This window comes from Actinoplanes sp. TFC3, assembly GCF_001553785.1.
Taxonomy (GTDB): Bacteria; Actinomycetota; Actinomycetes; order Mycobacteriales; family Micromonosporaceae; genus Actinoplanes.
This window is the reverse complement of sequence record NZ_LOJP01000001.1, coordinates 5709900-5735774: the sequence shown is the minus strand read 5'-3', so window position 1 is coordinate 5735774 and position 25875 is coordinate 5709900. Positions and strand designations below refer to the sequence as shown.

Genomic DNA, 25875 nt, shown 5'->3' with positions numbered 1-25875 from the left:
ACAACAGGGGGAGCAGCACGGTGGACGAGCGGACCCGATACTTCTGGCGCCTCAACAAGCTGCGCGGTTCAGCCCGCCGCTGGAGTGTTCTCGGAGGCGGGTTGACCGCCGCCACCGCCGTGCTCACCCCCTACGCCGGAATAGGAGTCGCCGACGCGGTCTGGGCCGCGTCGGCCGGCGCCTCGGTCGCCCTCGCCTGGTGGCGCTGGAGCGACCACCGCGAGCTGGCTGCCATCGAGCCCCCACCTGCTCCACCAGCCGCCCTCCCCGGTCAACGCCTGGTAGCAGCCGTCGAACGCTTCCCCGCCGGCCGCCAGATGGTCCAAGAGGTCCGCCGCCAACGCAACCGCTACGCCGTCCGCGGCTCCGCGGTAGCCCAGGCCTGGGATCGCTTGGACCGAGCCTCCACCACCCTGACCGGGCTGGCCGGTCGCCTCACCGGCCCCGGCGAGGGCGCAGTCCTCGAAGCAACGGTTGCCGAACAATGGCTCCGAGATTTAGGTCAACGCGTAGCCAGCGTCGAACGCGCACTGCCGTTGACCGAACCCGACCGCCGGGCGCCCCTCCAGCAATCCCACGAAGGCCTGGCCACCCAGTTCACCGAGGGCGTCACCGCCTACGAACGCCTGGTCGCCGCGGCCGCCAGCTACGTGGCCGAGGACGGGCACCCGGTCACCGGCCAGCACCCGTCACTGACCAGCTTGACCGACGCCACCGACCGGCTGCGGGGGATCGCGGAAGGGTTGTCCGAGCTTCGGCGGCCTTCCTCGCCGGCAGCCTGATCGCTTGCGTTCCGAGCGCGGCCACCTACCCAGGCTTCGGCTGACACCGCGGACACCAGTACGTAACCCGCTCATCCAGATCCGCCTTCTGAACAGCCGATCCGCAACGTCGACAAGGCTGGGCTCTGCGACCGTACACATAACTGGTCTGGCCTTTTCGCAGTGAGCCCGTTGTCGTCTGGGTCCAGCGGCCCTTGTTCGAGGCGACCAGCTTTTGCGCGAGCGTTACCGTTCCCTTCACGTCGGCTACCTCGCTGACCGGCGTCCATGGCCATAATCCGCGCAGGAACAAGGTCTCGGCCTTGTACAGGTTTCCGACGCCGGCCAGGTTGCGCTGGTCGAGCAGGGCCTCAGCGATCGTGATGTCGGGGCGTTCGGCAATGCGCCGGGCCGCTTCCTCGGCATCCCAGTCGGCGCCCAGCAGGTCCGGCCCCAGATGGCCGACCAGCTTCTCCTCGTCCGCGGTGGGGATCAGGGCGAGTTCGTGCAGGTGGAAGCCGACCGCGACCGAGCGGGGGGCATGCAACGCCACGCGGATCAGGTACGCCGGGCGGCCGGTCCAGCGTTCTCCCGGCTTGTACGCCCGCCATGCCCCCTCCATGCGCAGATGCGAGTGCAAGGTCATCGCCCGGTCGTCGCGGGTCAGGCGCAGCAGCAGGTGCTTGCCCCGGCTCGCGGACTCGGCCACCGTCCAGCCGGCCACATCTTTCGCGGCAAGCTGGGGTACCCGGAAGTCCGACTTGGTCAGGATTTCACCGACCAGCGCCTTCTCGACGACGCGGGCGGTGTTCCAGACGGTGTCACCTTCGGGCATGATCTCTTCCTGCCCCGCCAAGCACCCACCTATGCCCGCAACAACCCGCCAGCGGCCTGCGACAGCCCACTCAGCGCTCCGCGATCCGCACGACGTCACCCGGCGTAACGGACAGCACGACCACCGCCCGCCCACCGTTCACCGCGATCGCTACCCGGCCGGCCGAGTCCTCGAACACGATCAGCTCGCCCGGACCCGCGTCCCCGAAGGTCTGGCCCCGCCGAGCCTTGACGCTGCCGGACAGCAGCAGCTCGGGGCCCAAACCGCGCAGCATCGCCCCCGATGCGGCCAGCTGAACGTTGCCGAAGCGGTCGACCGTGACCACCTCGGCCTCGATCCAGCCGTCACCGATGGCCACGACCGGGTCGGGCAAGCGAACAACGGACTGCGGATCGACGGTACGGCCGGCGTCCGTCAGCGGCGCTCCCAGCGCGAGCCGGGCCGCCACCGGGGAGAAGATGTCGCGGCCGTGGAAGGTGCGGGAGATGTCGCCGAGGAACCAGTCCTCGTTGGTCAGCTCGACCACCGACTCGATGCCGCCCAGCGCCTCGGCCGCCCAAACCAGCAGCCCGTTGTCCGGGCCGACGAGCAGGCCGTTCGGCGTCTCGATGACGATGCCGCGGCGCTCGGTGCCGACACCCGGGTCGACCACAGCGACGTGTACGGACGGCGGCAGGTGGGGCGCGGTCTGCGCCAGTACCGCAGCGCCACGCGCTACGTCGGCCGGGGGAACGTGGTGTGTGACGTCGATGACACGGACATCCGGGGCCTGCCGTGCGATCACCCCATGGCAGGCGGCGACAAAACCGTCGAAAGTGCCGTAGTCCGTCGTGAGGCTGATCCATCCAAAGCTGCCCATGGCCATCACGTTACTGCTCCACCACACTGAGTGCCGGACCTGCCCCCGGCCGCTCTGGCAGGGTTGATTCCATGCGTCTCGTCATCTTCACCGAGCCCCAGCAGGGTGCCACCTACGAAGACCTGCGCCGGCTGGCCCAGGTCACCGAGGACACCGGTTACGACGGGTTCTTCCGCTCCGACCACTACCTGAGCATGGGCGGCGACGGCCGGCCCGGTCCGACCGACGCCTGGACCACGCTCGCCGCGCTGGCCGTGCAGACCTCTCGGCTGCGGCTGGGCACGCTGGTCACCTCGGCGACGTTCCGACTGCCGGGCCCACTGGCAATCAGCGTCGCGCAGGTGGACGAGATGAGCGGCGGCCGGGTTGAGCTGGGGCTGGGCGGCGGCTGGTTCGCAGCCGAGCACACCGGGTACGGCATCCCGTTCCCGCCGCTCGGCGAACGCTTCGACCGGCTCGAGGAGCAGCTCGAAATCGTTACCGGGCTGTGGACAACGCCGGTGGACGACACGTACAGCTTCGACGGCAACCACTACCAGATCCTCGACTCGCCGGCGCTGCCCAAACCGGCCCAGTCGCCGCGCCCGCCGATCATCGTGGGCGGCAGCGGCAAGAAGCGCACGCCCGCGCTGGCGGCCCGCTACGCCGATGAGTTCAACACCCCGTTCGCCAAGATCGAGGACCTGCCGGCCATGTACCAGCGCGTCCGCGAGGCGTCGGAGGCGATCGGGCGGGCCACACCGCCGGCGTTCTCGGCCGCAGCGGTGCTCTGCGTGGGCCGCGACGATGCTGAGGTGGCGCGCCGGGCCGCGGCCATCGGCCGGGACGTCGAGGAGATGCGCGGCAACGGGGGCATCGTCGGCACGCCCAACGAGGTCGTCGAGACGCTCGGCCGCTACGCCGAGGCCGGTGCGACGCGGCTGTACCTGCAGACCCTCGACCTGTCCGACCTCAACCACGTCGAGCTGGTAGCCACAGCGGTCGCCCCGCAGCTCGCCTGAGCATTGCTCAGTCCGGCCCCGCCGATTACTCAACCTGATCGAGTTCCGGCGGGGCTGAACGGTATCTCGGCCGGCATTCGTAAAGTCCTAACCGTGGAGATTGTCACCGCGCGTCTGACTTTGCGCCGTCCCGCCCCCGCGGACACCGACGCCATCTTCGCCATCCACCACGACCCGCAGGCGTGCCTGCACAATCCCTCCGACCTGCTGGCCACCCGGGCAGACGCGGACGACCTGTTCCGCCGCTGGGATGAGCATTGGCGCCGGCACAGCTTCGGCTACTGGGTGGTTCGCAACCGCGAAACGGGCGCGATCGTTGGCTTCAGCGGCGTCAAGGTGGTCCGCTTCCGCGACCGCGAGGTGCTCAACCTCTTCTACCGCTTCGCCCCGCACGCCTGGGGCAACGGCTTCGCGACCGAGGTGGCAACAGCGATCGTGGTCTGGGCAGGCGAGAACCTCCCGGATTGGACCATTCTTGCCCGGGTACGTCCACAAAATCACGCCTCGCAAAAGGTGGCCCTGAACGCCGGTCTCACCCGAGCACCCCACCTCGACGAGCCCGGCGAGGACGGCCCGGACCAGATGTACACAATGCGCTGGTGACCTTCGTTCTCGTCGTTGGGCTGCTCACCATCACCCCGGGCATGGATACCGCGTTGATCCTGCGCACCGCGGCGTCCGGTTCGCTGCGCGGTGCCTGGGGCGTGGTCTTCAGCATCCAGGCCGGCACCCTGGTCTGGGGTGTGCTCACCTCGGCCGGCATCACCGCGATCCTGACCGCCTCGCACCTGGCTTACGAGGTGCTGCGCTGGGCCGGGGCCGGCTATCTGCTGTGGATCGGCGTGAGCATGCTGTGGGCCAGCCGCCGGACGGTGACCGAGGCCCCGGCGCCAGCCGCTGTGGCCGGGTGGCGGCGGGGTTTGCTGACGAACTTGCTGAACCCGAAGATGGGTGCCTTCTACGTCGCCTTACTGCCGCAGTTCATCCCGGCCGGCGCGCCCGCGTTTGGCTTCGGGGTCTGGCTGACGTGCATCCACATCGCCTTGGGCACCACGTGGTCGGCCGTGCTCATCCTGCTCGCCCACCGGGTGCGCGGCTTGCTGCAGAAGCCGGCCGCCCGCAGGGTGCTCGACCGGGTCACCGGCACCGTGATCGCGGCTTTCGGGGTGCGGCTCATGGTGGAGAGCCGCTGACCAGGCCGGCCAGGTAGGCGTTGCGCTCGGCGATGAGCCGGCGCAGGTAGCGTTCCAGCACCACCCTGGTCACCAGCCGCCCGAGCATCCCGAACGGCGCCGTGAAGTCGATCAGATCCCGGGCGACCGTCACTCCGCGCTCGTCGTCTGAGGTGAACGTGTGCTCGTGCCGCCAGGTGCGGAACGGCCCACGGTCCTGCTCGTCCACGAAGCGGACCGGGCGCTCGTATGCCGTGATCCGCGAGGTCATCCGCCACGGCAAGCCGAAGTGCCGGGCGGTGAACGTCACCGTGTCACCCAGCGCAAGGCGTCCCGAGCGCACCCCGCCATCCGTGCGTTCCCCCGACCCGGCCATCGACGCGGTATGCACGTCAACGTCGATGCTCAGATCAAACACCTCCTCCACGCCGGCCGCAAAAACGGTGGTCAACGCAATCCTCGCCATCACCCCCACCCCCCCCACCAGCCCGCACCCGCAGGCCGCGCAGCCAGCCCCAGAAGCCGCCCACCCCGTCAGCCCCGCAACCGCAAGCCGCGCGGCGTGGCCCGGAACCCCGCCGCCGTCAAAGCGTCCCGCAGCGGCGAGGCGTGCACCGACTCACCATCGGCCCGCTCGACCGACATCGGCCCCAGCGAGCCCGACTTCACCGAGGCGGCCAGCGCCTGACCGGCCGCCACCAGCGCTTCGTTGTCGTCGGTGAACGACAGCAGCGTGCGACCGCCGCGTTCGACGTACAGGATCAGGTCGCCACCGACCAGGACGACCAGGGCGCCGGCTTTGCGACCGGCGCGATGGCCGGTGGCGGGGGTGGTTTCGCCGTTGCCGCTGTCCACGACGCGGTCGGGCCAGGGCAGGGCGGCGCCGTACGGGTTGGCCGGGTCGGTGGCGGCCAGCACGGTGGCCACTACGCCGGTGCGTTTGGCCAGCTCAGCGGGCTCGGACAGGGCACGCAGGCGGTCGACCGCGCCGGGGACGGCGAACTGGGCGGCGCCCAGGCCCTCGACGAAGTAGCCGCGCCGGGCCGCTCCTCGTTCCTCCAGCGCGCTCAGCACCGGGTAGACCGCGGCGAACCCGCCGGTCACGCCCTCGGCCATCACCGCGCCGCGGGTGATCACGCCGTGGCGTTCGAGCAGCAGGTCGGCCAGGGCGGTGGCGCGCCGGGTCGGGTCGAGGTCGCGGCCGGGCAGGCGGGACCAGCGGCCCGCCATCTGCAGCGGGCCGGTGCGCGAGGGCATGTTCGGCCGGCCGGGGCGGCGGTAGCGGGCGCGGGCCGGGGCTGCCTTGGCGCGGTGGGCACCGCTGCCGCCGAGCAGGGCCCGCAGCGGCGCGAACGTGTCATTGGTCAGATAGCCGGCCCAGACCAGGTCCCACACCGCCGCGCTCAGGTCGGCGTCGTCGGTCGAGCCAACCCGGTCGGACAGGTTGCGGAAGAACAGTGCCTGGCCGTCGCCGAGCACCTCCAGGATCGACTCGTGCAGCGGCGTCAACGACGTGTCGTCCGGGGGCGGCAGCAGCAGCGGCGCGCTGTCCGCGTACGCCAGAGTCACCCAGCCGTCCCCACCGGCGATGCTGCCGGATCCCGCCCACAGCACCTCACCGCTCGCGCACAGCTCATCAAGCTGCGGCGGAGCGTAGTCCGCGACGCGCGCCGGCAGCAGCAGGCGTTCCCAGGCCGAAGCCGGCGCCGCCACGCCCTGCAACTGCTCGATCGAGGAGGCCAGCGCGTCGACTCCGCGCGCGTTGCCGCCGATCTGGTGCCAGCGCGGCAAGAAGGCGGCCAGCACCCTCGGCGCGACCGGCTCGATCTCGCGGCGCAGCGCAGCCAGCGACCGGCGGCGCAGCAGCCGCAGCACCTCGGCGTCGCACCACTCGCTGCCCGCGCCGCCGGGGGAGAACTCGCCCGACACCACCCGGCCGGTCGCGCTGAGCCGCTTGAGTGCCTGCTCCACCACGAACACGCCGAGCCCGAACCGGGCCGCAGCCGTCGCAGCCGCGAAAGGTCCATGCGTACGAGCAAAGCGCGCCACCAGATCCCCCAGCGGATCGGGCACCGGCTCCAGATAGGCCTCCGGGATCCCCACGGGCAGCGCCACACCCAGTGCATCCCGGTAACGCCCGGCGTCCTCCACCCCGATCCAGCGTTCCTCGCCGGCCACCCGGATGCGGATGGCTCGCCGCGCTCCGGCCAGCTCGTCCATCCACGCCAGCTCCACCGAGCGCGCGGTCAGGTCGGCCGGGGACAGATCACCGAGCAGGCGCACCAGCTCGGCCGCGTCCTCGGCGTCGCGGGGAGTGCGCTGGGTCGACAGCCACTGCAACTGGCTCTCGGTCTCGGTGACCACCGTCGGGTCGAGCAACTCGCGCAGGTCGACGCGGCCCAGCAGCTCACCGAGCAGCGTGGAGTCCAGGGCCAGCGCGGCGGCCCGCCGCTCGGCCAGCGGGGCATCGCCCTCGTAGAGGAAGGCGCCGACGTAGCCGAACAGCAGCGAGCGGGCGAACGGCGACGGGCGCGGCGTCTCGGCCTCGACCAGGCGCACCTTGCGACCGGCAATCTCGCGCATGAGCCCGACCAGGCCCGGAACGTCGAACACGTCCTGCAGGCACTCGCGGGCGGCTTCCAGGGTGACCGGGAAGTCGGCGAATTCGCGGGCCACGTCGAGCAGTTGGGCCGAGCGCTGACGCTGCTGCCAAAGCGGCTGGCGGCGGCGCGGGTCGCGGCGGGGCAGCAGCAGCGAGCGGGCCGCGCACTCGCGGAAGCGGGAGGCGAACAGCGCCGAGGTGCCGACCGACTCCTCGACGATCTGGGCGATCTCCTCGGGGTCGAAGGCGACCAGGTCGGCGCCCGGCGGCTCCTCGGCGGTGTCGGGCAGGCGCACCACGATGCCGTCGTCGGAGGGCATGACCTGCCCGTCCACGCCGTAGCGCTCGCTGAGCCGGCGCGCGATGGCCAGCGCCCAGGGCGCGTTGACCCGGGCGCCGAGCACGCAATGTACGGTCATCCGCCAGTCGCCCAGCTCGTCGCGGAAACGCTCGACCACCACGGTCCGGTCGTCGGGCAGGTTGCGGGTCGCCTCGCGCTGCTCGCCGATGTACATCACCAGGTTGTTGGCGGCCCACTCGTCCAGACCGGATTCGCGCAGCGAGGCCACGGCGGTCTCGTCGCCGGCCCGGATCAGCGACCGCAGCCGGGCCCCGATCGCCCGGCCCAGCTCGACCGGGCGGCCCAGCGCGTCACCCTTCCAGAACGGCATCTTGGCCGGGGCGCCGGGCGCGGGGGAGACCAGCACCCGGTCGGGCGTGATGTCCTCGATGCGCCACGACGTCGAGCCGAGCAGGAAGACGTCGCCCACCCGGGACTCGTAGACCATCTCCTCGTCCAGCTCACCGACCCGCGAGGCGCGCTCCGAGCCGGCCAGGAACACCCCGAACAGGCCGCGGTCGGGGATCGTGCCGCCGCTGGTGACGGCGAGGCGCTGCGCGCCGGGGCGGCCGGTGAGCTGGTCGGTGGTGCGATCCCAGACCAGCCGGGGCCGCAGCTCGGCGAAGGCGGTCGAGGGGTAACGCCCGGAGAGCATGTCCAGCACGGCGTGCAGAGCGGATTCCGGCAGTTCCGCGTACGGAGCAGAGCGCCGCACCAGCGCAGCCAGCTCGTCGAGGTGCCACTCGTCCAGCGCCACCATCGCGACGATCTGCTGGGCCAGCACGTCGAGCGGGTTGCGGGGGTAGCGCAGCTCCTCGATCGCCCCCTCGCCCATCCGCTCGGCGACCACCGCGCAGGAGACGAGGTCACCGCGGTGCTTCGGGAACACCACGCCCCGCGAGATCGCGCCCACCTGGTGCCCGGCGCGCCCGATGCGCTGCAGCCCGGCGGACACCGACGGCGGCGCCTCGATCTGCACCACCAGGTCGACCGCGCCCATGTCGATGCCCAGTTCGAGGCTGGAGGTGGCGACCACGGCGGGTAGCTGGCCGGACTTGAGCGCCTCCTCGATCTGTTTGCGCTCCTCGCGCGACACGCTGCCGTGATGGGCCCGCGCAACCACCGGGGGAGCACCGTCCGCCCCACCGGCCTGAGCCATGATCTGAGCCGGCGGCTTCTTCGAGGGCGCCGCCGCCGGAGAATCCTCGGATCGCTCCAGAGCCAGCTCGTTGATCCGAGCGCACAGCCGCTCGGCCCCGCGCCGGGAGTTGGTGAACACGATTGTCGAGCGGTGCTCCTGGATCAGGTCGAGCACCCGTTCCTCGACCGCCGGCCAGATCGACGGCGAGTGCCGCCCGGCGCCGGGATCGTCGGCGTCGACCTCGGGCTGCTCGTCGAGGCGGGTCATGTCCTCGACCGGCACCTGCACCGAAACCTCGATGGTCTTGGTGCTCTTGGGCTGCACGATCTCCACGTCCTGGGCGCCGCCGAGGAAACGCGCGGTGTCCTCGATCGGGCGCACGGTGGCGGACAGCCCGACGCGCTGGGCGGGCTGGGGGAGCAGGGCATCGAGGCGTTCCAGCGACAACGCGAGGTGGGCGCCGCGCTTGGTGGCGGCGACCGCGTGCACCTCGTCGATGATCACCGTCTCGACGCCGCGCAGCGACTCGCGAGCGGCCGAGGTGAGGATCAGGAACAGCGACTCGGGTGTGGTGATCAGGATGTCCGGGGGCGTGCGGTTGAACGCGCGGCGCTCGTCGGCGGGGGTGTCGCGGGTGCGCATGCCCACGGTGATGTCCGGCGGCGGCACGCCCAGGCGGCCCGAGGCCTGCCGGATGCCGGTCAGCGGGGCGCGCAGGTTGCGCTCGACGTCGACCGCCAGGGCCTTGAGCGGGCTGACGTAGAGCACACGGCAGCGGTGTTTCGGGTCCTCGGGGGCCGGCTCATGGGCCAGCCGGTCGAGCGACCAGAGGAACGCGGCGAGCGTCTTGCCGGAGCCGGTCGGGGCAACCACCAGAGCGTTGCGCCGGGCGCCGATGGCCTGCCACGCTCCGGCCTGAGCGGCCGTGGGCGCAGCGAACGCGGCCTTGAACCACTCGCGGGTGGCCAGGCCGAACTGCTCCAGCACTTTCTGCACGTCAACCATGGTGCCCCGGGGGTACGACACAAAACCGAGCCGAACCGTGGGCGGATTCGGACATCGGGGCATGAGCTGGGCGGTCGATCAGCGGATTGACCCGTCCGGATGGACCATGGTGCCGAACTGCTGAGGTAGGCCACATTGATGGTTGCCACCGAGGGTAATGACCAGGAGGCTCCATGTTGAGAAAACTTTCCGGCGCGGCGCTTGCCGCTGCGACCGTGGCCGTGCTGTGCGCAGCACCGGCCCAGGCCGCCGGTTCCGGATATGTCCGGCTCGCTCATCTTTCCCCCGACACCCCGGCCGTCGACGTGTACCTGAAAGCCAATGGCGGCAAGCTCAAGGACCAGCGGTTCAACGGCGTCGCGTACGGCGCCATGTCCGACTACCTGCGCCTGCCCACCGGCACCTACTCGGTGGCCATGCGCAAATCCGGCGCGAAGTCCGACAGCAAGCCCGTGCTCACCACCCAGGTGACGGTTGCGGACGGCGGGGCCTACACGGTCGCCGGCGTGGGCCGCTACGCCGATCTCGGGCTGCGCGTGCTGCGCGACGACCTCAAGCTCCCGTCGGGCAGCGAATCCAAGATCAGGATCATTCAGGCGTCGGTACGAGCCCCCGTGCTCGATGTCGCCGGTACCAACGGCAAGGCCATCGCCGACGGGGTGGCCTTCGCGACCACCACCGACTACCGCCAGGTCAATCCGGGCAAGTGGACGGTGCGGGTCATGCCCACCGGCGGCGGCTCACCCAGCGAGCTGCCCTGCACCCTGGGCGAGGGCAACGTCTACTCTCTGCTCGTGCTCGATGACAAGAAGGGTGGCCTCAAGCCGGAGCTGCACATCGACGCGGCGGGAGCCGGTTCCGTACCCCAGGGCGGCGTCGCCACCGGGCTGGGCGGCACCGAACGCCCCAGCCAGTTGCCGATCGCGCTGCTGCTCGCGGGCCTGGCTGCGCTGCTGGCAGGGGCAGTTACGGTCACCTTGCGGCGGAGCAAGACAACTCCATGACGGTACGCACCACAGCGCGGCGAGCCATCCTGCCCGTATCAGTAGCCCTGCTCACCGCCTTTGTCGTAGGCACGGGCTACCTGATGCTCCGCGATCCCCAGGACACCGGGGATCGCGGGCGCTGGGCTGCGCCCGTCGCTTCGCCGGCCGAGGTGCCGGAGCGCGCTGTGGCCGTACCGTCGGATTGGCCTGATCCTGAGGGTGTTTCCGACCCGTTCGGGCAGGCCGCCAACGCGCTCAGCGGGCCCCCGACACACCTGCGGGTCGAAGCCATCGGCGTCGACGCAGACCTGGAGGATCTGCACAAGGGCGCCGATGGTGAACTGGTCGCGCCGAAGGGCAACGAGAAGGCCGGTTGGTATGCCGAGGGGACCGCTCCCGGGGATCTGGGACCGGCCGTGCTGGCCGGGCATGTGGACTCCAAAAGCGGGCCGGCGGTGTTCTACCGGCTGCGCGAGATGACGGCCGGGGATCGCATCGAGGTGACCCGCGGCGGCAAGACGCTCACGTTCACCGTCACCTCGACGGCCTGGTATCCCAAGGTGGCGTTCCCGTCCGAGCGCGTGTACGGACCGACCCCCGACCGGGAACTGCGGCTGATCACGTGTGGCGGGGTGTTCGACCGGAAGCTGCGCTCTTACCGGGACAACCTGGTGGTCTACGCGGTGGCCGGGTGAGCGAGGTATCCAGGGCAACCGGGCCGCGGCTAGGCTGGCAATCGACGACGGGTGGAGGCTGATGGCGGTCAGGCGGATGCTCATCGCCGGTCGGTATCGCCTGCGCGAGCCGGTCGGCAGCGGCGGCATGGGCCGGGTCTGGCTGGCCCGCGACGAGATGCTCGACCGGGACGTGGCGGTCAAGGAGTTCGTGCCGCCCGACTGGATGACCGACGAGGAGAAGGCGCGGCTGCGCGACCGGACGCTGCGCGAAGCTCGCAGTGCCGCGCGCCTCAACCACCCGCACGTGGTCAAGATCTACGACGTGGTGCACGCCGACGAGCAGCCGTGGATCGTGATGGAGTACGTGCCGTCGCGCTCGCTGCACCAGGTGATCGGCGAGGACGGGCCCTACGAGCCGGAGCAGGCCGCGCGGATAGGCCTCGACGTGCTGCAGGCCATTACCGCTGCGCACCGCGCCGGCGTGCTGCACCGCGACGTGAAGCCGCACAACGTGCTTATCGGCGACGACGGGCGGGTCGTGCTGACCGACTTCGGACTGGCTACGTTCGTCGATGACGGCTCGGTCACTGGTCCTGGGCTGGTCGTCGGTTCCCCGCAGTACGTGTCGCCGGAACGCGCGCGCGACGGTGCTTCAACCGTGGAATCGGACCTGTGGTCGTTCGGGGCGACACTGTTCGCGGCGGTGGAGGGCCGGTCCCCGTTCGCCCGCGACAGTGCGATGGCCACGCTGATGGCGCTGGCGACCGAGGAACCCGACATGCCGGTACGAGCCGGGCCGCTCGCGCCGGTGCTGACCGGGTTGCTGCAGCGTGAGCCGATGGAACGGCTCGGCGCGCGCGAGGTTGAGGAGCGGCTGCGCGCGGTGTCCGGGGTCACTTCGCTGTATTCGGGGCGTGCGGTCGTACCGGCTCAGCGCAAGCCGGTCAGTCCCGCGCCGCCGCCGGTTCTCGAAGAGCACCCCAGCGCGCCCCTGACGATCGACCCGCCGACGCCTCCACCCACGCCGCGCCGCCGCCGGTGGCTCAAACCCGCGCTCGGGGGAGCGCTCGCCGTGGTGATTCTTGCGGTGGCCGGCGCCTTCCTGCTGCACGCTAAGGACAACGCCCCGCCCGTCGCGCAACCATCGGCGTCCCCGGCCCTGTCCAGCTTCTCGGCTTCACCGGGCGGATTTACCCCCATCAATTGCCTGGGTACGACCACCGCTGACCTGCCCAAGACGCCGCAACGGAACGCCGAGAAGCTGCGGGGTAACTGGGCGTTGTATCCGGGCTGGTCCTACTTCTCGCAAGGTGGCTTCCACATCGCCGTGCCCGACGGGTGGACGTACGAGAAAATCGGCACCACCCTCTGTTTCCGCGACCCTGCCTCGCCCCGCGTGCTGAGCGTCGACGCCTCCCGCAACCCCAGGGGGGATCCGGTCAAGGCTTGTCGCGAGGAGGTGAGCCGGCTGCGCACGGTCGGCGCCCTGCCCGCCTACAAGCAGTACGGCATCAACCGCGTGCCCGCGCTGAACAAGGCCGCCGACTGGGAGTACGCGTTCGACTCGACCGGCGGGCGGATGCACTCGATCACCCGCTGGGTGGCCGTCGGCGGCGAGGGTTACGCCTACGGGCTGATGACCCGCGATCTGGACTGGCCGGCGAACTTCGCGACCTGGGGCATGATCGTCAGCACCTTCTACACCGGCTCGGGCACCTGAGGTATGCCTCTTCCGGCAACAACGGCGTGACCGGCTGCAACCTGATCGCCGACCGCCGCGGGCATTCCCGCCGGTGGCATCTTTCACCGGTGCCGAGGGCGTAAGACCGCCGCTCAGGTGCAGCTCTGGGTACGCCGTCCGGTCGCTTTCCGCGTAGTGCTGTGCCGGGTCCGGGTTCACCCGCCCGGACCCGGCATACTCACAGCGCGTGTTCAGCGGACGCTGATACCTTTGACAAATGATCGGCAGTAGACAGCCGGGCTTGGCCCGGCTTTCCGTGTTTCTTGTGCACTTCCGGAGCTCCCAGTGTTGATCCTGGTGGGTCTCTTGCTCGTCCTGCTGGTGACGGCCGTGACCGGCTACTTCGTCGCCCAGGAGTTCGGCTATGTCGCCGTCGATCGGGGCCGCCTGCGCCAGCAGGCCGACCAGGGCGACCAGGCCGCCGAGCGAGCACTCAAAGTCACCGAACGCCTCTCCTTCGTGCTCTCCGGCGCCCAGCTCGGCATCACGGTCACCGCCCTGATCGTCGGGTATGTGGCCGAGCCGTTCCTGGGTGAGGGCTTCGCCGAGCTGCTGGGCGTCACCGGCCTCCCCGACGGCGTGTCCACCGGCATCTCCGTCGTGCTGGCGCTGCTGATCGCCACCGTCGTGCAGATGGTGTTCGGCGAGCTCGCCCCCAAGAACCTGGCGATCGCCCGGCCCGAGCCGCTGGCCAAGGCGTTGAGCCGCTCCACGCTGGTGTACCTGGCGGTGTTCGGCCCGGTCATCAAGCTGTTCGACAAGGCCGCGGCCAAGCTGCTGCGCCGCGTGGGCATCGAGCCGATCGAAGAGCTGCCCGAGGGTGCCACCGAGGAGGACCTCGAGCAGATCATCGCCGAGTCGCGCGAGGAAGGGCACCTCACCGAGGAGCTGAGCGAGCTGCTCGACCGCGGCCTCGACTTCCGGCGCCGGACCGCGTCGGAGGTGATGGTGCCGCGCGTGGACGTACACACCGTGCAGGCCGCCGACCCCGCGACCCGCGTCATCGAGCTGCTGGACACCGGCCGATCGCGCTTCCCGGTTCGTTCCGGCACCGGCGTGGATGAAATCGCCGGCGTGGTCGGCATCGCCGATGTCCTCGCCGTGCCCCCGTCCGCGCGGGCAAACGTGTTGGTCAAGGACCTCTGCGCGCCCGCCCTGTTCGTCCCGTCCTCGCTGCGCCTGCCCGCGATCCTGGACCGCCTGCGCGGCGGTCATCGCCAGCTGGCCTGCGTCGTGGACGAGTACGGAGGCTTCGCCGGCATCATCACCCTCGAGGACATCGCCGAGGAACTGGTCGGCCCCATCCGCGACGAGGACGACCTGCCCGAGCCGGCGCCCACCCAGCAGGACGACGGCTCGTGGATCGTCCCCGCCCGGTGGCGCATCGACGAGGTAGCCGACGCCACCGGGCTCACCCTGCCCGAGGCCGACGGGTACGACACGGTGTCGGGCCTGGTCATGACCCACCTGGGCCGGGTTCCCCAGGTCGGCGACTCGGTGTCGCTGGAAAGTGGAGCCGCGCTGGCCGTGCTGTCGGTGGACCGGCACGTACCGGAGTCCGTACGCATCTCGGAGGTGGCACAGTGACCCCCACCTGGGCCATCATCTGCTCGCTGCTGCTGCTCGCCGGCAACGGCTTCTTCGTCGCCGCCGAGTTCGCCCTGGTCGCCAGCAAGCGTTACCGGCTGGAGCACGCCGCCGCGGAGGGGAGCCGAGCCGCCAAGGCAGCCCTGGATGGCAGCCGCGAGCTGTCCATCATGCTGGCCGGTGCCCAGCTCGGCATCACCCTGTGCTCGCTGGGCCTGGGTGCCCTGGCCGAGCCCGCCATCGAGCACCTGCTGCACCCCCTGCTGCACGGGCTGGGCCTGCCGGATGTGCCCAGCGAGATCATCGCCCTGCTGGTCGCCCTGATCGTGGTGACCTTCCTGCACCTGGTGCTGGGCGAGATGATGCCAAAGTCGTGGGCCATCACGGATCCGGAGCGCTCGGCCACCCTGCTGGCGTTGCCGTTCCGGGGCTTCGTACGGGTGGTTCACCCCGCGCTTGTGGCGCTCAACTGGCTGGCCAACGCGGCCCTTCGCCCCTTCGGCGTGCACGCTCAGGATCAGCTGGCCCAGGCTCACGGCCCCGAGGAGATGCACATTCTCCTCGAGCGATCGAGGGCGGAAGGCCTGATCGGTGCCGAACAAACCGAACTGCTGACAAGCATGCTGAAATTGCAGGAGACCACGGTCGCCGAGGTCCTGATCGCCGATGATCAGCTGGTGACGGTAACCCTGTCCTCATCAGCCCTGGACGTCGAAGCAGCCTCCCTGCGCAGCGGCCGATCCCGCTTGGCCGTGGAGTCGGCCGCCGGCGACGTGGTTGGCGTGGTGCACGTCCGCGAGGCCGTACGAGCCACCACAGCAGGCCGCGACGTGACGGCTGAGGATTTGATGGACCGCCCGTTCACCCTGGACGCAGCGGTCCCGGTAACCGACGCGGTGACGCAGATGAGGGCTGCCCGGGCCCAACTCGCCATGGTGACCAGAAGTGGGCATCGGGTCGGCTTCGTGGCCCTGGAAGACCTCCTGGAGCAGGTGATCGGCGAGTTCGACGACGAAACCGACCCGGTCCCGGTGGGCAGGCGCATGCGCTGAGCGCCCTTTGGTGGGGCCGCGCTTTCGCCGCCCTTTGACAGCTCGGCCTTCTCGGCGGCTCGCGGTCTTCTTTGACGAAAGGTGAAGGGGATGGAGTTCGAGAAGGTGTTGCGCGGCTTCGGCCTCGGCGGCCCCACCGTGCACACGGTGCTGACCACTGCGGACACCTACCCCGGCACCCCGATCATGGGCGCGGTCCGGGTGCGGGGCGGCGACTACGACGTGGCCGTCGAAACCATCGCGGTAGGCCTGGTAACCCGGGCCGAGGCGGAAGACGGCGACGCCCTGCTGGAATTTCACCGAGCCTGGGTAGCAGCGGGTTTCACCTTGGCACCCGGGGAACACCAGGACATCCCCTTCACCATCACGCCGCCCTGGGAAACCCCGCTGACCCACGCCCACGGTGAGCTGCTGGCAGGAATGACCATGGGCCTGCGCACCGAGGTAACCACAGAAGAACACGTGGACTGCGGCGACGCCGAGCTGGTCGCAGTCCACCCGCTCCCAGCCCAGGACCTGGTGCTGGAAGAACTCGAAACCCTAGGCTTCACCTTCCACAACGCCAACGTCGAAAGAGGAGCAATCTACGGTGTACGCCTAGAACTCCCCTTCTACCAGGAACTCGAGTACACCCCGCCCCGAACCTTGCACAAGCTCATGGACGAACTAGAACTAACCTTCGTAGCCGATGAAACCGGCCTGGAAGTAATCCTCGAATACGAGAAGCACAGCACCCTCCTGCGCCCCGCAACAGACTCCTACGCCCGCTTCTGCCTGGACCACACAGCCACCCCAACGGACGCAGCAACCGCCCTCCGCGAAGCCCTTCCCGCACTCCCGTAACGCCCCACCGGCATGCCTTCCGTCCGGAGCGCTTGTGGATACGGCCTTGAGCGCCGGCGGCCTTGCACATCGGCGGCCTTGTGCGCTGGAGGCCCGCACGCTAAAGACGCTGGACGCTAACGGCGTTGTTCGCTGAGTGCCCGTGTTCGCTGAGTGCCTGTGTTCGCTTAGTGCCCATGTGCGCCAGCGGCCTTTCGCACCAACGGTCCGTGTACTGCCAGCGGCCCATGCGTCAGTGGCCTTGCGCGCCAATGACCGTGTGTGCCAACGGCCCCATGCCTCAGCGGCCCTGCGCGTCAGCGGCCCTGCGCGTAGCCGGCGTCGCTTACCAGCAGCCCCTGTGTACCCACGCCTCCACGTCAACACCCCGCGAAGCACCAAGCATCCCCGCACGCCAACAGCCCGCGACAGCTCCACCCCCAATTCACCAACCCGAGACCGAATCCTCAGCAAAAATCCAGCGCGGAAAGTAACTCCCAGGCGACCACACGTGACCTGCGGTTCTAACGTGCCCGAAATGTGCGACACATGTTTCTGACATGGTTCTGCGTCGATTGCCCAGGATCAGGGGTTGAAGGTTGCACCTTCAACATATTAACGTCCGTCTACCGGTTCGCATCGGTACGGCTGGGGCTTTTACTGGTCGACGGTGTGGACTTCCCCCATTCCTCAGGAGTGACGCATGGACACGCACAGGTTTGCCGCCCCCGTCTGGTCCGTTTTCCGGATCGTGATCGGCCTCCTGTTCAGCCTGCACGGCGCCGCATCGGTTCTTGGGCTCTTCGGCGGCAACCCGCAGACCGGCAAGGCGGTAGAAGTCGGCCTCTGGCCCAACTGGTACGCCGGCCTGATCCAGCTCGCCTGCGGCATCCTCGTCATGCTCGGCCTCTTCACCCGCCCGGCAGCCATCCTCGCGTCCGGCTCCATGGCGTACGCCTATTTCGTGGTGCACCAGCCCAACGCCCTGTTGCCGATCCAGAACGGCGGCGTGACCCCGGCCCTGTACGCCTGGACGTTCCTGGTCATCGCCGTCCTCGGAGCCGGCCCGTGGTCCCTGGACGCCCTCCTGCGCCGCCGCACCGCAGCCCCCGCCACGGCGACGCCCGCCAGTGCCAAGGACCCCGTCACCGAACCGGCCTCCGCCTGACGGCCATCTCCATCGAAGCGCGGCAGGCCAGCCATCCCCTTAGGTCTGCCGCGCTCGCCGGTCGTCCAGTCGGTAAGTCACCCGGTCGTCCGGTCACCCGGTCGTCCGGTCAGCCACGCTCCAGCCGAGCCGCCAGCCGCTCGCGAGCCGCAGGCCACTCGTCGGCAGTCATGGCGAACAGCACCGAGTCACGCCAAGTCCCGTCCGGTCTCAGCCGATGCCGCCGGATCATCCCGTCCCGGCTAGCTCCCAGCCTCGCGATGGCCCGCTGGGACCGCTCGTTGCGAATGTCGGTGAACCAGAACACCCGCTGCGCCCCGAGCACCTCGAAAGCCCGCCCCAGCAGGAGAAGCTTGGCCTCGGTGTTCACCGCGCTGCGCCACCAGCGCCGGCCGAGCATCGTGTGTCCGATCCCGAGGGACTGCCGGGTCTCGTCGAGGTCGTGGTAGCTCGTCATGCCCATCACTTCACCGGTAACCGGGTCGCACTGAGCCCACGGCACCCGTTCACCCGCCCAGTGCTGTTGCGCCGCCGAGCTGACGTGCGCCGTCATCTCCTCCAGGTTCTGCGGCCGGCGATGCGGCAAGAACTGCCAGACCTCGTCATCGCCCAGCGCCTTGAACAGGCCCTCCACATGAGACTGCGCCAAGGGTTCCAATGCCACATGTCGTCCTCGCAGCGGCACCGCCGTGAACCAGGGGGACGTCGGGGTGCCCGGAAGCGACGCAGGGGCCGGTCGGCCGACTCCGAACGCGGGTACGGGCGGCCCGGCTGTGCGGCGCAGGGGGAGGACGCCGGCCCAGTGCGGCAACTGCTCGTCCTCGGGGTCGTCGATGACGCCGCTTGCGCGTACCCGAACGGAAACCTCTGCCAACGGCAGGGACAGAACCGCCGTCGTCGCCAATTCCTTGGTCGTTGGTGGGCGGCTTTCAGCCGACCTCCCGGGCGCGACCTTGTCCACCAGCGCAGTCAGCGCGGCCCTCTTCTCGGCGTCCTCAGTGACCGGCCGGGCCACACCGTGCGCCACCACGGACCGGTAGTTGGCGCTGTGGTTGAACTGCGAGCGCGCGAGGACGAGCCCGTCGATCAGCGTCACCGAAACAGCAATGGACACACCGTTTTCGCGCGCTGACAGCGCCAGCCGGCTGCCCGTGGAGGCGTGCAGATAGAGCGTCTCACCGACGCGGGCGTGCAGCATCGGAAGCACCCGGGGCTCGCCATCGATCACGAACGCGACAGAACTGTCGTAGGCCCCGTCCAGGATGGCGTGGGCGAGGTCGCGGTCGTAGGTCATCCGGCCGCGATCGCGCATTGCGGTCGTGCGGCTGGTGCGCTCGTAGGCGTCGGACACGAGAGCCTCCTTGCCAGAGTTCTTTGTGCTAGTACATAATCTATGTTGTGGCAGAACAATATCAGGTGACAGGCTCGACCGCCTCATCGATCTCGGCCAGCATCGAGACCGGGGTCCTGCGCGGCGATTTTGTTGCCGGCGCTGCTCTTCCGCCGATCCGCCTGCTCGCCGACCAGTTGCATGTCAGTCCGGCGACCGTCTCGAAGGCCTACCAGGAGCTGCGCCAACGCGGGATCGTGGAGGCGGCCGGCCGACGGGGCACACGCGTGCGTTCGCGTCCGGCGGTCGCGGATCCGCGCGCTGCCCTGCGTCTGCCTGCGCCGCCGGGCTCGCTCGACCTTTCCTCAGGAGATCCCGACGTCCGGTTGCTGCCCGATCTTGGTTCTCACTTACGCGCCGTTTCGCGCGAGGTCGAGGAGCCTCTGGGGTACGCGGCGGCCGGCGCGATTCCGGAATTTGCTGAGGTGGCACGGGCTCGGCTCGGGGCTGACGGAGTGCCCGTCGACAACGCGGTCATCGCCGTGACAAACGGCGCGCTCGACGCCCTCGAGCGGCTCCTCATCACCCACCTGCGGCCCGGCGACGCGATCGCCATCGAGGATCCGGGCTGGGCCAATCTGCTCGACCTGGCGGCCGCGCTGGGGCTGACGACCGTCTCCCTGGCAGTCGACGACGAAGGTCCACTTCCCGACAGTCTGACCAAGGCAATTGCTTCCGGGGTACGAGCAATAGTCATCACCGCCCGAGCCCAGAACCCGACAGGCGCAGCTATCAGCGAGCACCGCGCTGCCGCTCTGCGCGACATCTTGGCTCAGCACCGAAATGTGCTGCTCGTCGAAGATGACCACGCCGCCGAGCTGTCCGGCGTACCCCTGAATTCGCTGAGCGGCATCACCGACTCCTGGGTGTTCCTCCGCTCGGCCTCCAAGCCTTTCGGCCCTGACCTGCGACTGGCCGTCATGGTCGGCGACGAGGCGACAATGGGCCGGGTTGTCGGCCGCATGCGCATCACCTCCGGCTGGGTGTCCACCGTGATGCAGCGGCTGATGCTGCGCCTGTGGCTGGAGGACAGCGTCGCCGCCGAAGTCGCAGTTGCCGCCGGCAGCTACGACCAGCGCCGCCACGCGCTACGAGACGCCCTGCAACAACGAGGTGTCGACGCGCGCGGCTCCACAGGCATCAACCTCTGGGTACGGGTATCCGACGAAACCCGGGTAGTGACGGCCCTGCGGGACTCGGGATATGTGGTGGCGCCCGGGTCGATGTTCCGGGTCAGCGCACCTCCGGGCGTACGAATAACCATCAGTCGTTTGGATTTTCACCACATCGAACCGTTCGCGCAGGCAGTGGCCGAGGCGACCCGTCCCGCCGAAAACGGTGTGCCGGGCCGCTGAGGCGTTGCGTGGCACCGTTCGGGTGACACTGCCGGGCGTGAAGGCGAAGGGAGAGGGTAGAACGGTGCCATGCCGAGCACCGAGGCGCCGATCGGCGCGCAGCACTTCGTACCGGGGGATGCTCACGAGCTTGACCAGCTCAAGGCCGCCGCAGCGCATTGCGAGGGCTGTGAGCTCTACCGCGATGCCACCCAGACGGTCTTCGGCCGGGGCGCCGCCGAAGCCCGGGTGGTGTTCGTGGGTGAACAGCCGGGCGACGTGGAGGACCAGAAGGGCTTGCCGTTCGTTGGGCCCGCCGGTCGACTGCTGCGCGATGCTGTGGACGCCGCCGGCCTGGATGCCTCGAATGTGTACATCACCAACGCCGTGAAGCACTTTCGCTTTGAGTTGCGCGGTAAGCGGCGCATCCACCAGAGCCCGGGGCCGGCTCATATCACCGCCTGCCGTCCCTGGCTGGTTTCCGAGTTCGCGCTGCTCAAGCCTGACATGATCATCATGCTGGGCGCCACCGCGGCCAAGGCGCTGCTCGGGCCGTCCTTCCGGGTGACCAAATCCCGTGGGCAGCTCATGCCGTGGCCCGCGTCGGCCCAGCACCCCGACGACTTCCCGGTCTCCGAGACCCAAGCGCTCGCCACCATCCACCCGTCCGCGGTTCTGCGCGCCGACGATCGTGACGCAGCCTTCCAGGGTCTGGTCGACGACTTGAAGATCGCCGCAGCCGCCCTGGCATGAGTGATGTCGAGCGGTGACCTTCATCTCATCAGGCCGCGACTCGTCGGTAGCCGTCCACAGCGCCGCGAGTAGGCTTCACAGGTGCGGTTGACGGACTTCTGGCAGCGCCTTGAGCAGGCATTCGGCTCGGCCTACGCGCACAGCTTCGCCGCCGATCACGCCTTTGCGGACCTTGGTGGACGAACGATTGATGAAGCCATTGCGCAGGGTGTCGATACGGCTACTGTCTGGCGAGCTGTGGTGACCTCGTACCCCGATCGAGTGCCTGCCCGACTGCGCTGACTGCATATTCGTACGTTTGTTCTGGCGTGTCGCTCGATGGTCGTACAGGTGTTCGGCTATTGTGCTCAGCGGCGTGGTCATCCACAGCGTGCGGCCGTCCGGCCGTTTTCTGTCAGACCCAAGGTCTAGCGTGACCCGCGTGGTGAACAGAAGCGCTTCGGCGAAAACGCCTGCGAAGTCGAATACAGGGGTGGCGGACATGGTGGCAGGACCTGACCGGGACAAGGCGCTCGATCTAGCGCTGGCGCAGATCGACAAGCAGTTCGGCAAGGGCTCGGTGATGCGGCTGGGAGAGCGGCCGGTGGTGGAAACCGCCATCATCCCGACCGGCTCCATCGCCCTGGATGTGGCGCTCGGCGTCGGCGGTCTGCCGCGCGGGCGCGTCATCGAGGTATACGGACCGGAGTCCAGCGGTAAGACGACGGTGGCCCTGCACGCGGTGGCCAACGCCCAGCGCAACGGCGGCATTGCCGCCTTCATCGACGCGGAGCACGCGCTCGACCCGGACTACGCGCGCGCCCTCGGTGTCGACACCGACGCGCTTCTGGTGTCCCAGCCGGACACCGGTGAGCAGGCGCTCGAAATCGCGGACATGCTGATCCGCTCGGGCGCGCTCGACATCATCGTCATCGACTCGGTGGCCGCCCTCGTGCCGCGCGCCGAAATCGAGGGCGAGATGGGTGACAGCCACGTCGGTCTGCAGGCCCGCCTCATGAGCCAGGCCCTGCGGAAGATCACCGGTATTCTCAACAACTCCGGCACGACGGCTATCTTCATCAACCAGCTCCGCGAGAAGATCGGCGTCATGTTCGGCTCGCCCGAGACGACGACCGGTGGCCGCGCGCTCAAGTTCTACGCCTCGGTCCGCCTCGACGTGCGCCGCATCGAGAGCCTCAAGGACGGCACCGACGTGGTGGGTAACCGCACCCGCGTCAAGGTCGTCAAGAACAAGGTCGCGGCCCCGTTCAAGCAGGCCGAGTTCGACATCATGTACGGCAAGGGCATCTCCCGCGAGGGCTCGCTGATCGACGTCGGCGTCGAGCAGAGCATCATCCGCAAGTCCGGCGCCTGGTACACCTACGACGGCGACCAGCTCGGGCAGGGCAAGGAAAAGGCCCGCGAGTTCCTCAAGGAAAACCCCGACGTGGCCGCCGAGATCGAAAAGAAGATCCTCGAGAAGCTCGGCGTGGGCCAGACCACCGGCGACGCCGCCGGCGGTCCGGAGCTCCCCCCGGTCGACTTCTGAGCAGTCCGGCCCGAGGCAATGCAGGACGGCGGCCCACCGCGGCCGCAATCCTGCGCCCTGAGCCACGCCACCGGATCAGCCGACCTCATGGGGCCGGCTGAAAGAGCCGGGGCTCACGGCGAACGAGCCCCCGCCCTCGGCGGCGCGCGGTGATGAGGAGGCGTTTCGCGCATGGCTGGACGACGCGGCGCCCGGTCCGGGCGCGGCTGGGACGCGATTCCCCCACGGTCCTCCGACCCGGACTCCCCCGATGGCGAGCCCCGGCGTAGCGAGTCCCGGCGCGGCAACGCCGGCACCGACCGGCGCCGAGGCTCGCCGGGGGAGTCCGCCTTCGGAACCGACGGCGCACCGGCAAACATCGCCGGACCAGGCAGCGCCGGGCCAGGCAGCGCCAAGTCAGGTAGCGCCAGGTCAGGCGGCGCCGGTTCAGGCAACGCAGGGTCGAGCGATGCAACGCCACGCTCCGAATCGGAGATCGCCCGCGAGATCTGCCTGCGCCAGCTAGCCGTCCGGCCGCGCACCAGAGCCGAACTCGCCAAGGCCCTGACCCGTAAGGAAATCTCGGAAGAAGTCATCGCCGAGGTGCTCGACCGGTACGACGAGGTCGGCATCATCGATGACGCGGCCTTCGCCCGGGCCTGGGTCTCCAGCCGCCATCACGGCCGCGGCCTGGCCCGCCGCGCTCTCGCCAATGAACTCCGCCAGCACGGCGTCGACGCGGAGGTGGCCACCGAGGCCCTCGAAGCCGTAGACGACGAAGCCGAGGCCGAGGCAGCGCGCGCCCTCGTCGACCGTAAACTTCGCACCGCCCGTGGCACACCGGATCAGGTCTTCCGCCGCCTCGTCGGCATGCTCGCCCGCAAGGGATATCCGGCCGGCACCGCCATCCGCGCGGTAAAGGATGCATTGGCCGCCCGCGACGCCGAAGCCGCGGAGTTCGCCGATCAGATCGACCCCGACGCCATGACCGACCAGTAAACGCCACCCTCCAAACGCGACGGTCGCCCGGCCCGACAACACAATTCAGCCTCAATCCTGAGTACGACAGCAGCTTCACCCCCGTACTGCCGCCCTACCCCAGGAAGTTCCTCATACGTAACCACCCCGGCACGCGGCGCAACAGTCTCGCTTCTTCTTACCGGGCAATGTGGAGGAACCCGCGGCAGCCCAAGTTCAGTCGGGCAATAACGAGGCAACTCCTGGGCAGCAAATCGTCTCGCCACCCCAGATCGCCCGGCGCCGCGCCCAGAAGACGCGCCCGGCGCCCGGAAGTGCTCCGGGCGTGCCGAGAAACGCTGCGACGCACCAGGAGAGACCCTCGTAGCGCTCGGAAACGCCACCTCTCGCATCCGGAAGTGGCTCATAGGACGCCGGGCCGAGGCTCTATGTCCCGCTTGGGCGGGATTGTCATCCGTGGATGGAACGGACGCGTCCGTACCGGTAGTCTCCTAGCCTGGGCCATAGAGATCAGTGTCTTTATCGACGCCCGCCGTGGACTCAAGGAATTCCTGAAGTACGGGGAGGAACATGCGAACCAATCAGCTCGCGCGTCGTCGTGGCGTGCGTGTGGCTGCGCGGCTCGGCTTTTTGGTCGGAGCTGTCGGCGTGGCTGCCCTTGCGGGAGCCTCCGCTGCTGCCGCTTCCACAACCCAGGTTCACCCACGCGGTGTCGTCGTGCTCGATGAGCAGGCCACGGCCGCCGCGGGTGACACCGCAACCGCCGCGGACGAAGACCCGCCGGGTGGTGGCGGCGACGACAACACCCCGCCCCCGAGCGACGGCGGTGGCGGTGGCGACACCCCGCCCGGCGGCGACAACGGCGGCGGCGACAACGGTGGCGGCGACAACGGTGGCGGCGGCGACACCCCGCCCGGTGACGGCGGTGGCGACAACGGCGGTGGTGGCGACACCCCGCCCGGTGACGGTGGCGGCGACACTCCGCCGGGTAACGGTGGCGGCGACAACGGTGGTGGCGGCGACAACGGTGGTGGCGGCGACACCCCGCCTGGCAACGGCGGCGGCGACACCCCCGGCGGCGGCGGTAGCAACCCCGGCGACCCGACGACCAACCCGCCCACCTCGGGCGGCAACGGCGGCTCCAACGGTGGCGGCAACGGCGGCTCGAACGGCGGCGGCTCCAACGGTGGCGGCTCCAACGGTGGCGGCAACGGCGGCTCCAACGGTGGGTCGAACGGCGGCAGCAACGGCGGTGGATCGAACGGCGGCGGCGGCAACGGAAGCGGTTCGGACTACGCCGGCGGCTCCGGCGGTGGCTCGAACTCCGACGGCGGCGGCCTCCCGGTCACCGGCACCAACGTCGTCACCATCGCGGGCGTGGGCGCCGCAATCGCCGCGGGAGGTGCCGGCATGATCCTCGTGACGCGCCGCCGCCGCCCCGGCCAGGCCGACGCCTGACGCACGCACAACCAAGCCGCAGGCCGACACCTGACATACGGCGAGTGAGCAAGCGGGCAACAGCTCCGTAACGATGGACCCGCACCCCCTCTGGGCTGCGGGTCCATCGGCTTTCTACGATCGCTGCGGGACATCGGCCGTGGCGACTGGCTGGTAATCTGCATACCTGGGACGGCGAACTCCCGCGGGTGCTGAAGCCCGCGCCGCAGGGAGACGATGCGTGCCGGTGAGCACCACTCACGGGGACTGCACAGCACAGGGTGCCGGGGACCATTCCCGGCGCAGGGAACGAGCACAGCCGAGGGGATGGGTCCGGTGAGCGGTGCGGACCAGGAGTTCGGAACGCCAGGCGAGGCAGCAACTGCTCCGATCCCGCTAGGCCACCAGCCGACAGCCTCCTACCCGACGATCACTCCGGGCAGCCGTCAGCAACCCAACCCCCAAATCCCTGCGCAGCCGTACGCCCACCCGGCCCCCGGTCAATATCAGCACAACTCCCAGCCGTCGTACGGCCAACCGCCAGCTGTCCAGGCCGAATCCCACAACCAAGCCCAACCGGCGCACGGGGGCCAGCCGAACAACATGGCCCAGCCAAACCACGCGCTCGGCTCGAACAACGCGGCCCAGCAGAACGAGCCAACCCGCCAGAACCAAGGCGATACCCCCACGTACGGCCCGTTCCACCGCACCCCGAACGAGCCGCACC

General features: G+C 69.6%; 22 protein-coding genes. 17 read left to right on the top strand and 5 right to left on the bottom strand.

Features of this window, described 5'->3' with window-relative positions; all coding sequences use genetic code 11:
* Nucleotides 1-20 precede the first annotated feature (20 nt).
* A complete protein-coding gene (locus TFC3_RS25795) occupies nt 21-782 on the top strand; it encodes a hypothetical protein (protein WP_067505014.1) in 762 nt (253 codons plus the stop codon).
* A 25-nt stretch (nt 783-807) separates the two neighbouring features.
* Here the strand turns inward: TFC3_RS25795 and TFC3_RS25790 are convergent, their stop codons facing one another.
* Nucleotides 808-1596, bottom strand: a complete 789-nt coding sequence (locus TFC3_RS25790; protein WP_067505011.1) for a DNA-formamidopyrimidine glycosylase family protein — start codon at nt 1594-1596, stop codon at nt 808-810.
* Between the two features lie 70 nt (nt 1597-1666).
* Nucleotides 1667-2455, bottom strand: coding sequence for an S-adenosyl-l-methionine hydroxide adenosyltransferase family protein (locus TFC3_RS25785; protein WP_067505009.1), 789 nt, complete (start codon nt 2453-2455; stop codon nt 1667-1669).
* A 71-nt stretch (nt 2456-2526) separates the two neighbouring features.
* On the opposite strand from TFC3_RS25785, the gene TFC3_RS25780 reads away from it, so the two are divergent.
* From TFC3_RS25780 to TFC3_RS25770, 3 genes are all read left to right on the top strand, one after another.
* The gene (locus TFC3_RS25780) at nt 2527-3456 is read left to right on the top strand and encodes an LLM class F420-dependent oxidoreductase (protein ID WP_067505006.1); all 930 of its coding nucleotides are present in this window, start codon (nt 2527-2529) and stop codon (nt 3454-3456) included.
* Nucleotides 3457-3549: 93 nt separating this feature from the next.
* Nucleotides 3550-4059, top strand: a complete 510-nt coding sequence (locus TFC3_RS25775) for a GNAT family N-acetyltransferase (RefSeq protein WP_082772305.1) — start codon at nt 3550-3552, stop codon at nt 4057-4059.
* Nucleotides 4056-4649: a LysE family translocator gene (locus tag TFC3_RS25770; protein ID WP_236718321.1), complete on the top strand. Its 594-nt coding sequence runs from the start codon at nt 4056-4058 to the stop codon at nt 4647-4649. Before TFC3_RS25775 ends, TFC3_RS25770 begins: the two co-directional genes overlap by 4 nt.
* Here the strand turns inward: TFC3_RS25770 and TFC3_RS25765 are convergent.
* Nucleotides 4630-5094: an SRPBCC family protein gene (locus TFC3_RS25765; protein WP_067505003.1), complete on the bottom strand. Its 465-nt coding sequence runs from the start codon at nt 5092-5094 to the stop codon at nt 4630-4632. The genes TFC3_RS25770 and TFC3_RS25765 overlap by 20 nt on opposite strands.
* Nucleotides 5095-5162: 68 nt before the next feature.
* The gene (locus TFC3_RS25760; RefSeq protein WP_067507582.1) at nt 5163-9716 is read right to left on the bottom strand and encodes an ATP-dependent helicase; all 4554 of its coding nucleotides are present in this window, start codon (nt 9714-9716) and stop codon (nt 5163-5165) included.
* A 173-nt stretch (nt 9717-9889) separates the two neighbouring features.
* On the opposite strand from TFC3_RS25760, the gene TFC3_RS25755 reads away from it, so the two are divergent.
* From TFC3_RS25755 to TFC3_RS25725, 7 genes are all read left to right on the top strand, one after another.
* Complete coding sequence (locus TFC3_RS25755; protein WP_067505000.1) at nt 9890-10720, top strand: DUF4397 domain-containing protein; 831 nt, start codon at nt 9890-9892, stop codon at nt 10718-10720.
* Complete coding sequence (locus TFC3_RS25750) at nt 10717-11397, top strand: class F sortase (protein WP_153040388.1); 681 nt, start codon at nt 10717-10719, stop codon at nt 11395-11397. The genes TFC3_RS25755 and TFC3_RS25750 overlap by 4 nt, the downstream gene beginning before the upstream one ends.
* A gap of 61 nt (nt 11398-11458) precedes the next feature.
* Complete coding sequence (locus tag TFC3_RS25745; protein ID WP_067504997.1) at nt 11459-13099, top strand: serine/threonine-protein kinase; 1641 nt, start codon at nt 11459-11461, stop codon at nt 13097-13099.
* 306 nt (nt 13100-13405) lie between these two features.
* The gene (locus tag TFC3_RS25740; RefSeq protein WP_067504994.1) at nt 13406-14707 is read left to right on the top strand and encodes a hemolysin family protein; all 1302 of its coding nucleotides are present in this window, start codon (nt 13406-13408) and stop codon (nt 14705-14707) included.
* Nucleotides 14704-15759: a hemolysin family protein gene (locus tag TFC3_RS25735; RefSeq protein WP_067504991.1), complete on the top strand. Its 1056-nt coding sequence runs from the start codon at nt 14704-14706 to the stop codon at nt 15757-15759. The genes TFC3_RS25740 and TFC3_RS25735 overlap by 4 nt, the downstream gene beginning before the upstream one ends.
* Nucleotides 15760-15849: 90 nt before the next feature.
* Nucleotides 15850-16602 carry a sporulation protein gene (locus tag TFC3_RS25730; protein ID WP_067504988.1) on the top strand — a complete coding sequence of 251 codons (753 nt, stop codon included), beginning with the start codon at nt 15850-15852 and terminating at the stop codon, nt 16600-16602.
* Nucleotides 16603-17284: 682 nt separating this feature from the next.
* Nucleotides 17285-17749 (top strand): DoxX family protein, encoded by a 465-nt coding sequence (locus TFC3_RS25725; RefSeq protein ID WP_067504985.1) that lies wholly within the window; start codon nt 17285-17287, stop codon nt 17747-17749.
* Nucleotides 17750-17858: 109 nt separating this feature from the next.
* Here the strand turns inward: TFC3_RS25725 and TFC3_RS25720 are convergent, their stop codons facing one another.
* Nucleotides 17859-19100, bottom strand: coding sequence for a bifunctional pyridoxamine 5'-phosphate oxidase family protein/GNAT family N-acetyltransferase (locus TFC3_RS25720; RefSeq protein ID WP_236718319.1), 1242 nt, complete (start codon nt 19098-19100; stop codon nt 17859-17861).
* 47 nt (nt 19101-19147) lie between these two features.
* Between TFC3_RS25720 and TFC3_RS25715 the strand changes: the two genes are divergently transcribed.
* The 6 genes from TFC3_RS25715 to TFC3_RS37360 all read left to right on the top strand — a co-directional run bounded on the left by TFC3_RS25715 (nt 19148) and on the right by TFC3_RS37360 (nt 25169).
* Nucleotides 19148-20494 carry an aminotransferase class I/II-fold pyridoxal phosphate-dependent enzyme gene (locus tag TFC3_RS25715; protein WP_067504982.1) on the top strand — a complete coding sequence of 449 codons (1347 nt, stop codon included), beginning with the start codon at nt 19148-19150 and terminating at the stop codon, nt 20492-20494.
* 69 nt (nt 20495-20563) lie between these two features.
* Nucleotides 20564-21226, top strand: coding sequence for a UdgX family uracil-DNA binding protein (locus TFC3_RS25710; RefSeq protein WP_067504979.1), 663 nt, complete (start codon nt 20564-20566; stop codon nt 21224-21226).
* Nucleotides 21227-21307: 81 nt separating this feature from the next.
* Nucleotides 21308-21508, top strand: a complete 201-nt coding sequence (locus tag TFC3_RS36265) for a DUF3046 domain-containing protein (RefSeq protein ID WP_082772303.1) — start codon at nt 21308-21310, stop codon at nt 21506-21508.
* A gap of 199 nt (nt 21509-21707) precedes the next feature.
* A complete protein-coding gene (gene recA / locus TFC3_RS25705) occupies nt 21708-22754 on the top strand; it encodes a recombinase RecA (RefSeq protein ID WP_067507570.1) in 1047 nt (348 codons plus the stop codon).
* 171 nt (nt 22755-22925) lie between these two features.
* Nucleotides 22926-23732 (top strand): regulatory protein RecX, encoded by an 807-nt coding sequence (locus tag TFC3_RS25700; protein ID WP_173745349.1) that lies wholly within the window; start codon nt 22926-22928, stop codon nt 23730-23732.
* A 696-nt stretch (nt 23733-24428) separates the two neighbouring features.
* Nucleotides 24429-25169, top strand: a complete 741-nt coding sequence (locus tag TFC3_RS37360; protein WP_153040387.1) for an LPXTG cell wall anchor domain-containing protein — start codon at nt 24429-24431, stop codon at nt 25167-25169.
* Nucleotides 25170-25875 lie beyond the last annotated feature (706 nt).

Excerpts from the sequence above, each read along its gene's own strand:
- TFC3_RS25790 (WP_067505011.1), bottom strand. The coding sequence starts at position 1,596 with ATGCCCGAAGGTGACACCGTCTGGAACACCGCCCGCGTCGTCGAGAAG.
- TFC3_RS25785 (WP_067505009.1), bottom strand. The coding sequence starts at position 2,455 with ATGGGCAGCTTTGGATGGATCAGCCTCACGACGGACTACGGCACTTTC.
- TFC3_RS25780 (WP_067505006.1), top strand. The coding sequence starts at position 2,527 with ATGCGTCTCGTCATCTTCACCGAGCCCCAGCAGGGTGCCACCTACGAA.
- TFC3_RS25765 (WP_067505003.1), bottom strand. The coding sequence starts at position 5,094 with ATGGCGAGGATTGCGTTGACCACCGTTTTTGCGGCCGGCGTGGAGGAG.
- TFC3_RS25760 (WP_067507582.1), bottom strand. The coding sequence starts at position 9,716 with ATGGTTGACGTGCAGAAAGTGCTGGAGCAGTTCGGCCTGGCCACCCGC.
- TFC3_RS25755 (WP_067505000.1), top strand. The coding sequence starts at position 9,890 with ATGTTGAGAAAACTTTCCGGCGCGGCGCTTGCCGCTGCGACCGTGGCC.
- TFC3_RS25750 (WP_153040388.1), top strand. The coding sequence starts at position 10,717 with ATGACGGTACGCACCACAGCGCGGCGAGCCATCCTGCCCGTATCAGTA.
- TFC3_RS25745 (WP_067504997.1), top strand. The coding sequence starts at position 11,459 with ATGGCGGTCAGGCGGATGCTCATCGCCGGTCGGTATCGCCTGCGCGAG.
- TFC3_RS25730 (WP_067504988.1), top strand. The coding sequence starts at position 15,850 with ATGGAGTTCGAGAAGGTGTTGCGCGGCTTCGGCCTCGGCGGCCCCACC.
- TFC3_RS25725 (WP_067504985.1), top strand. The coding sequence starts at position 17,285 with ATGGACACGCACAGGTTTGCCGCCCCCGTCTGGTCCGTTTTCCGGATC.
- TFC3_RS25710 (WP_067504979.1), top strand. The coding sequence starts at position 20,564 with ATGCCGAGCACCGAGGCGCCGATCGGCGCGCAGCACTTCGTACCGGGG.
- recA (WP_067507570.1), top strand. The coding sequence starts at position 21,708 with ATGGTGGCAGGACCTGACCGGGACAAGGCGCTCGATCTAGCGCTGGCG.
- TFC3_RS25700 (WP_173745349.1), top strand. The coding sequence starts at position 22,926 with ATGGCTGGACGACGCGGCGCCCGGTCCGGGCGCGGCTGGGACGCGATT.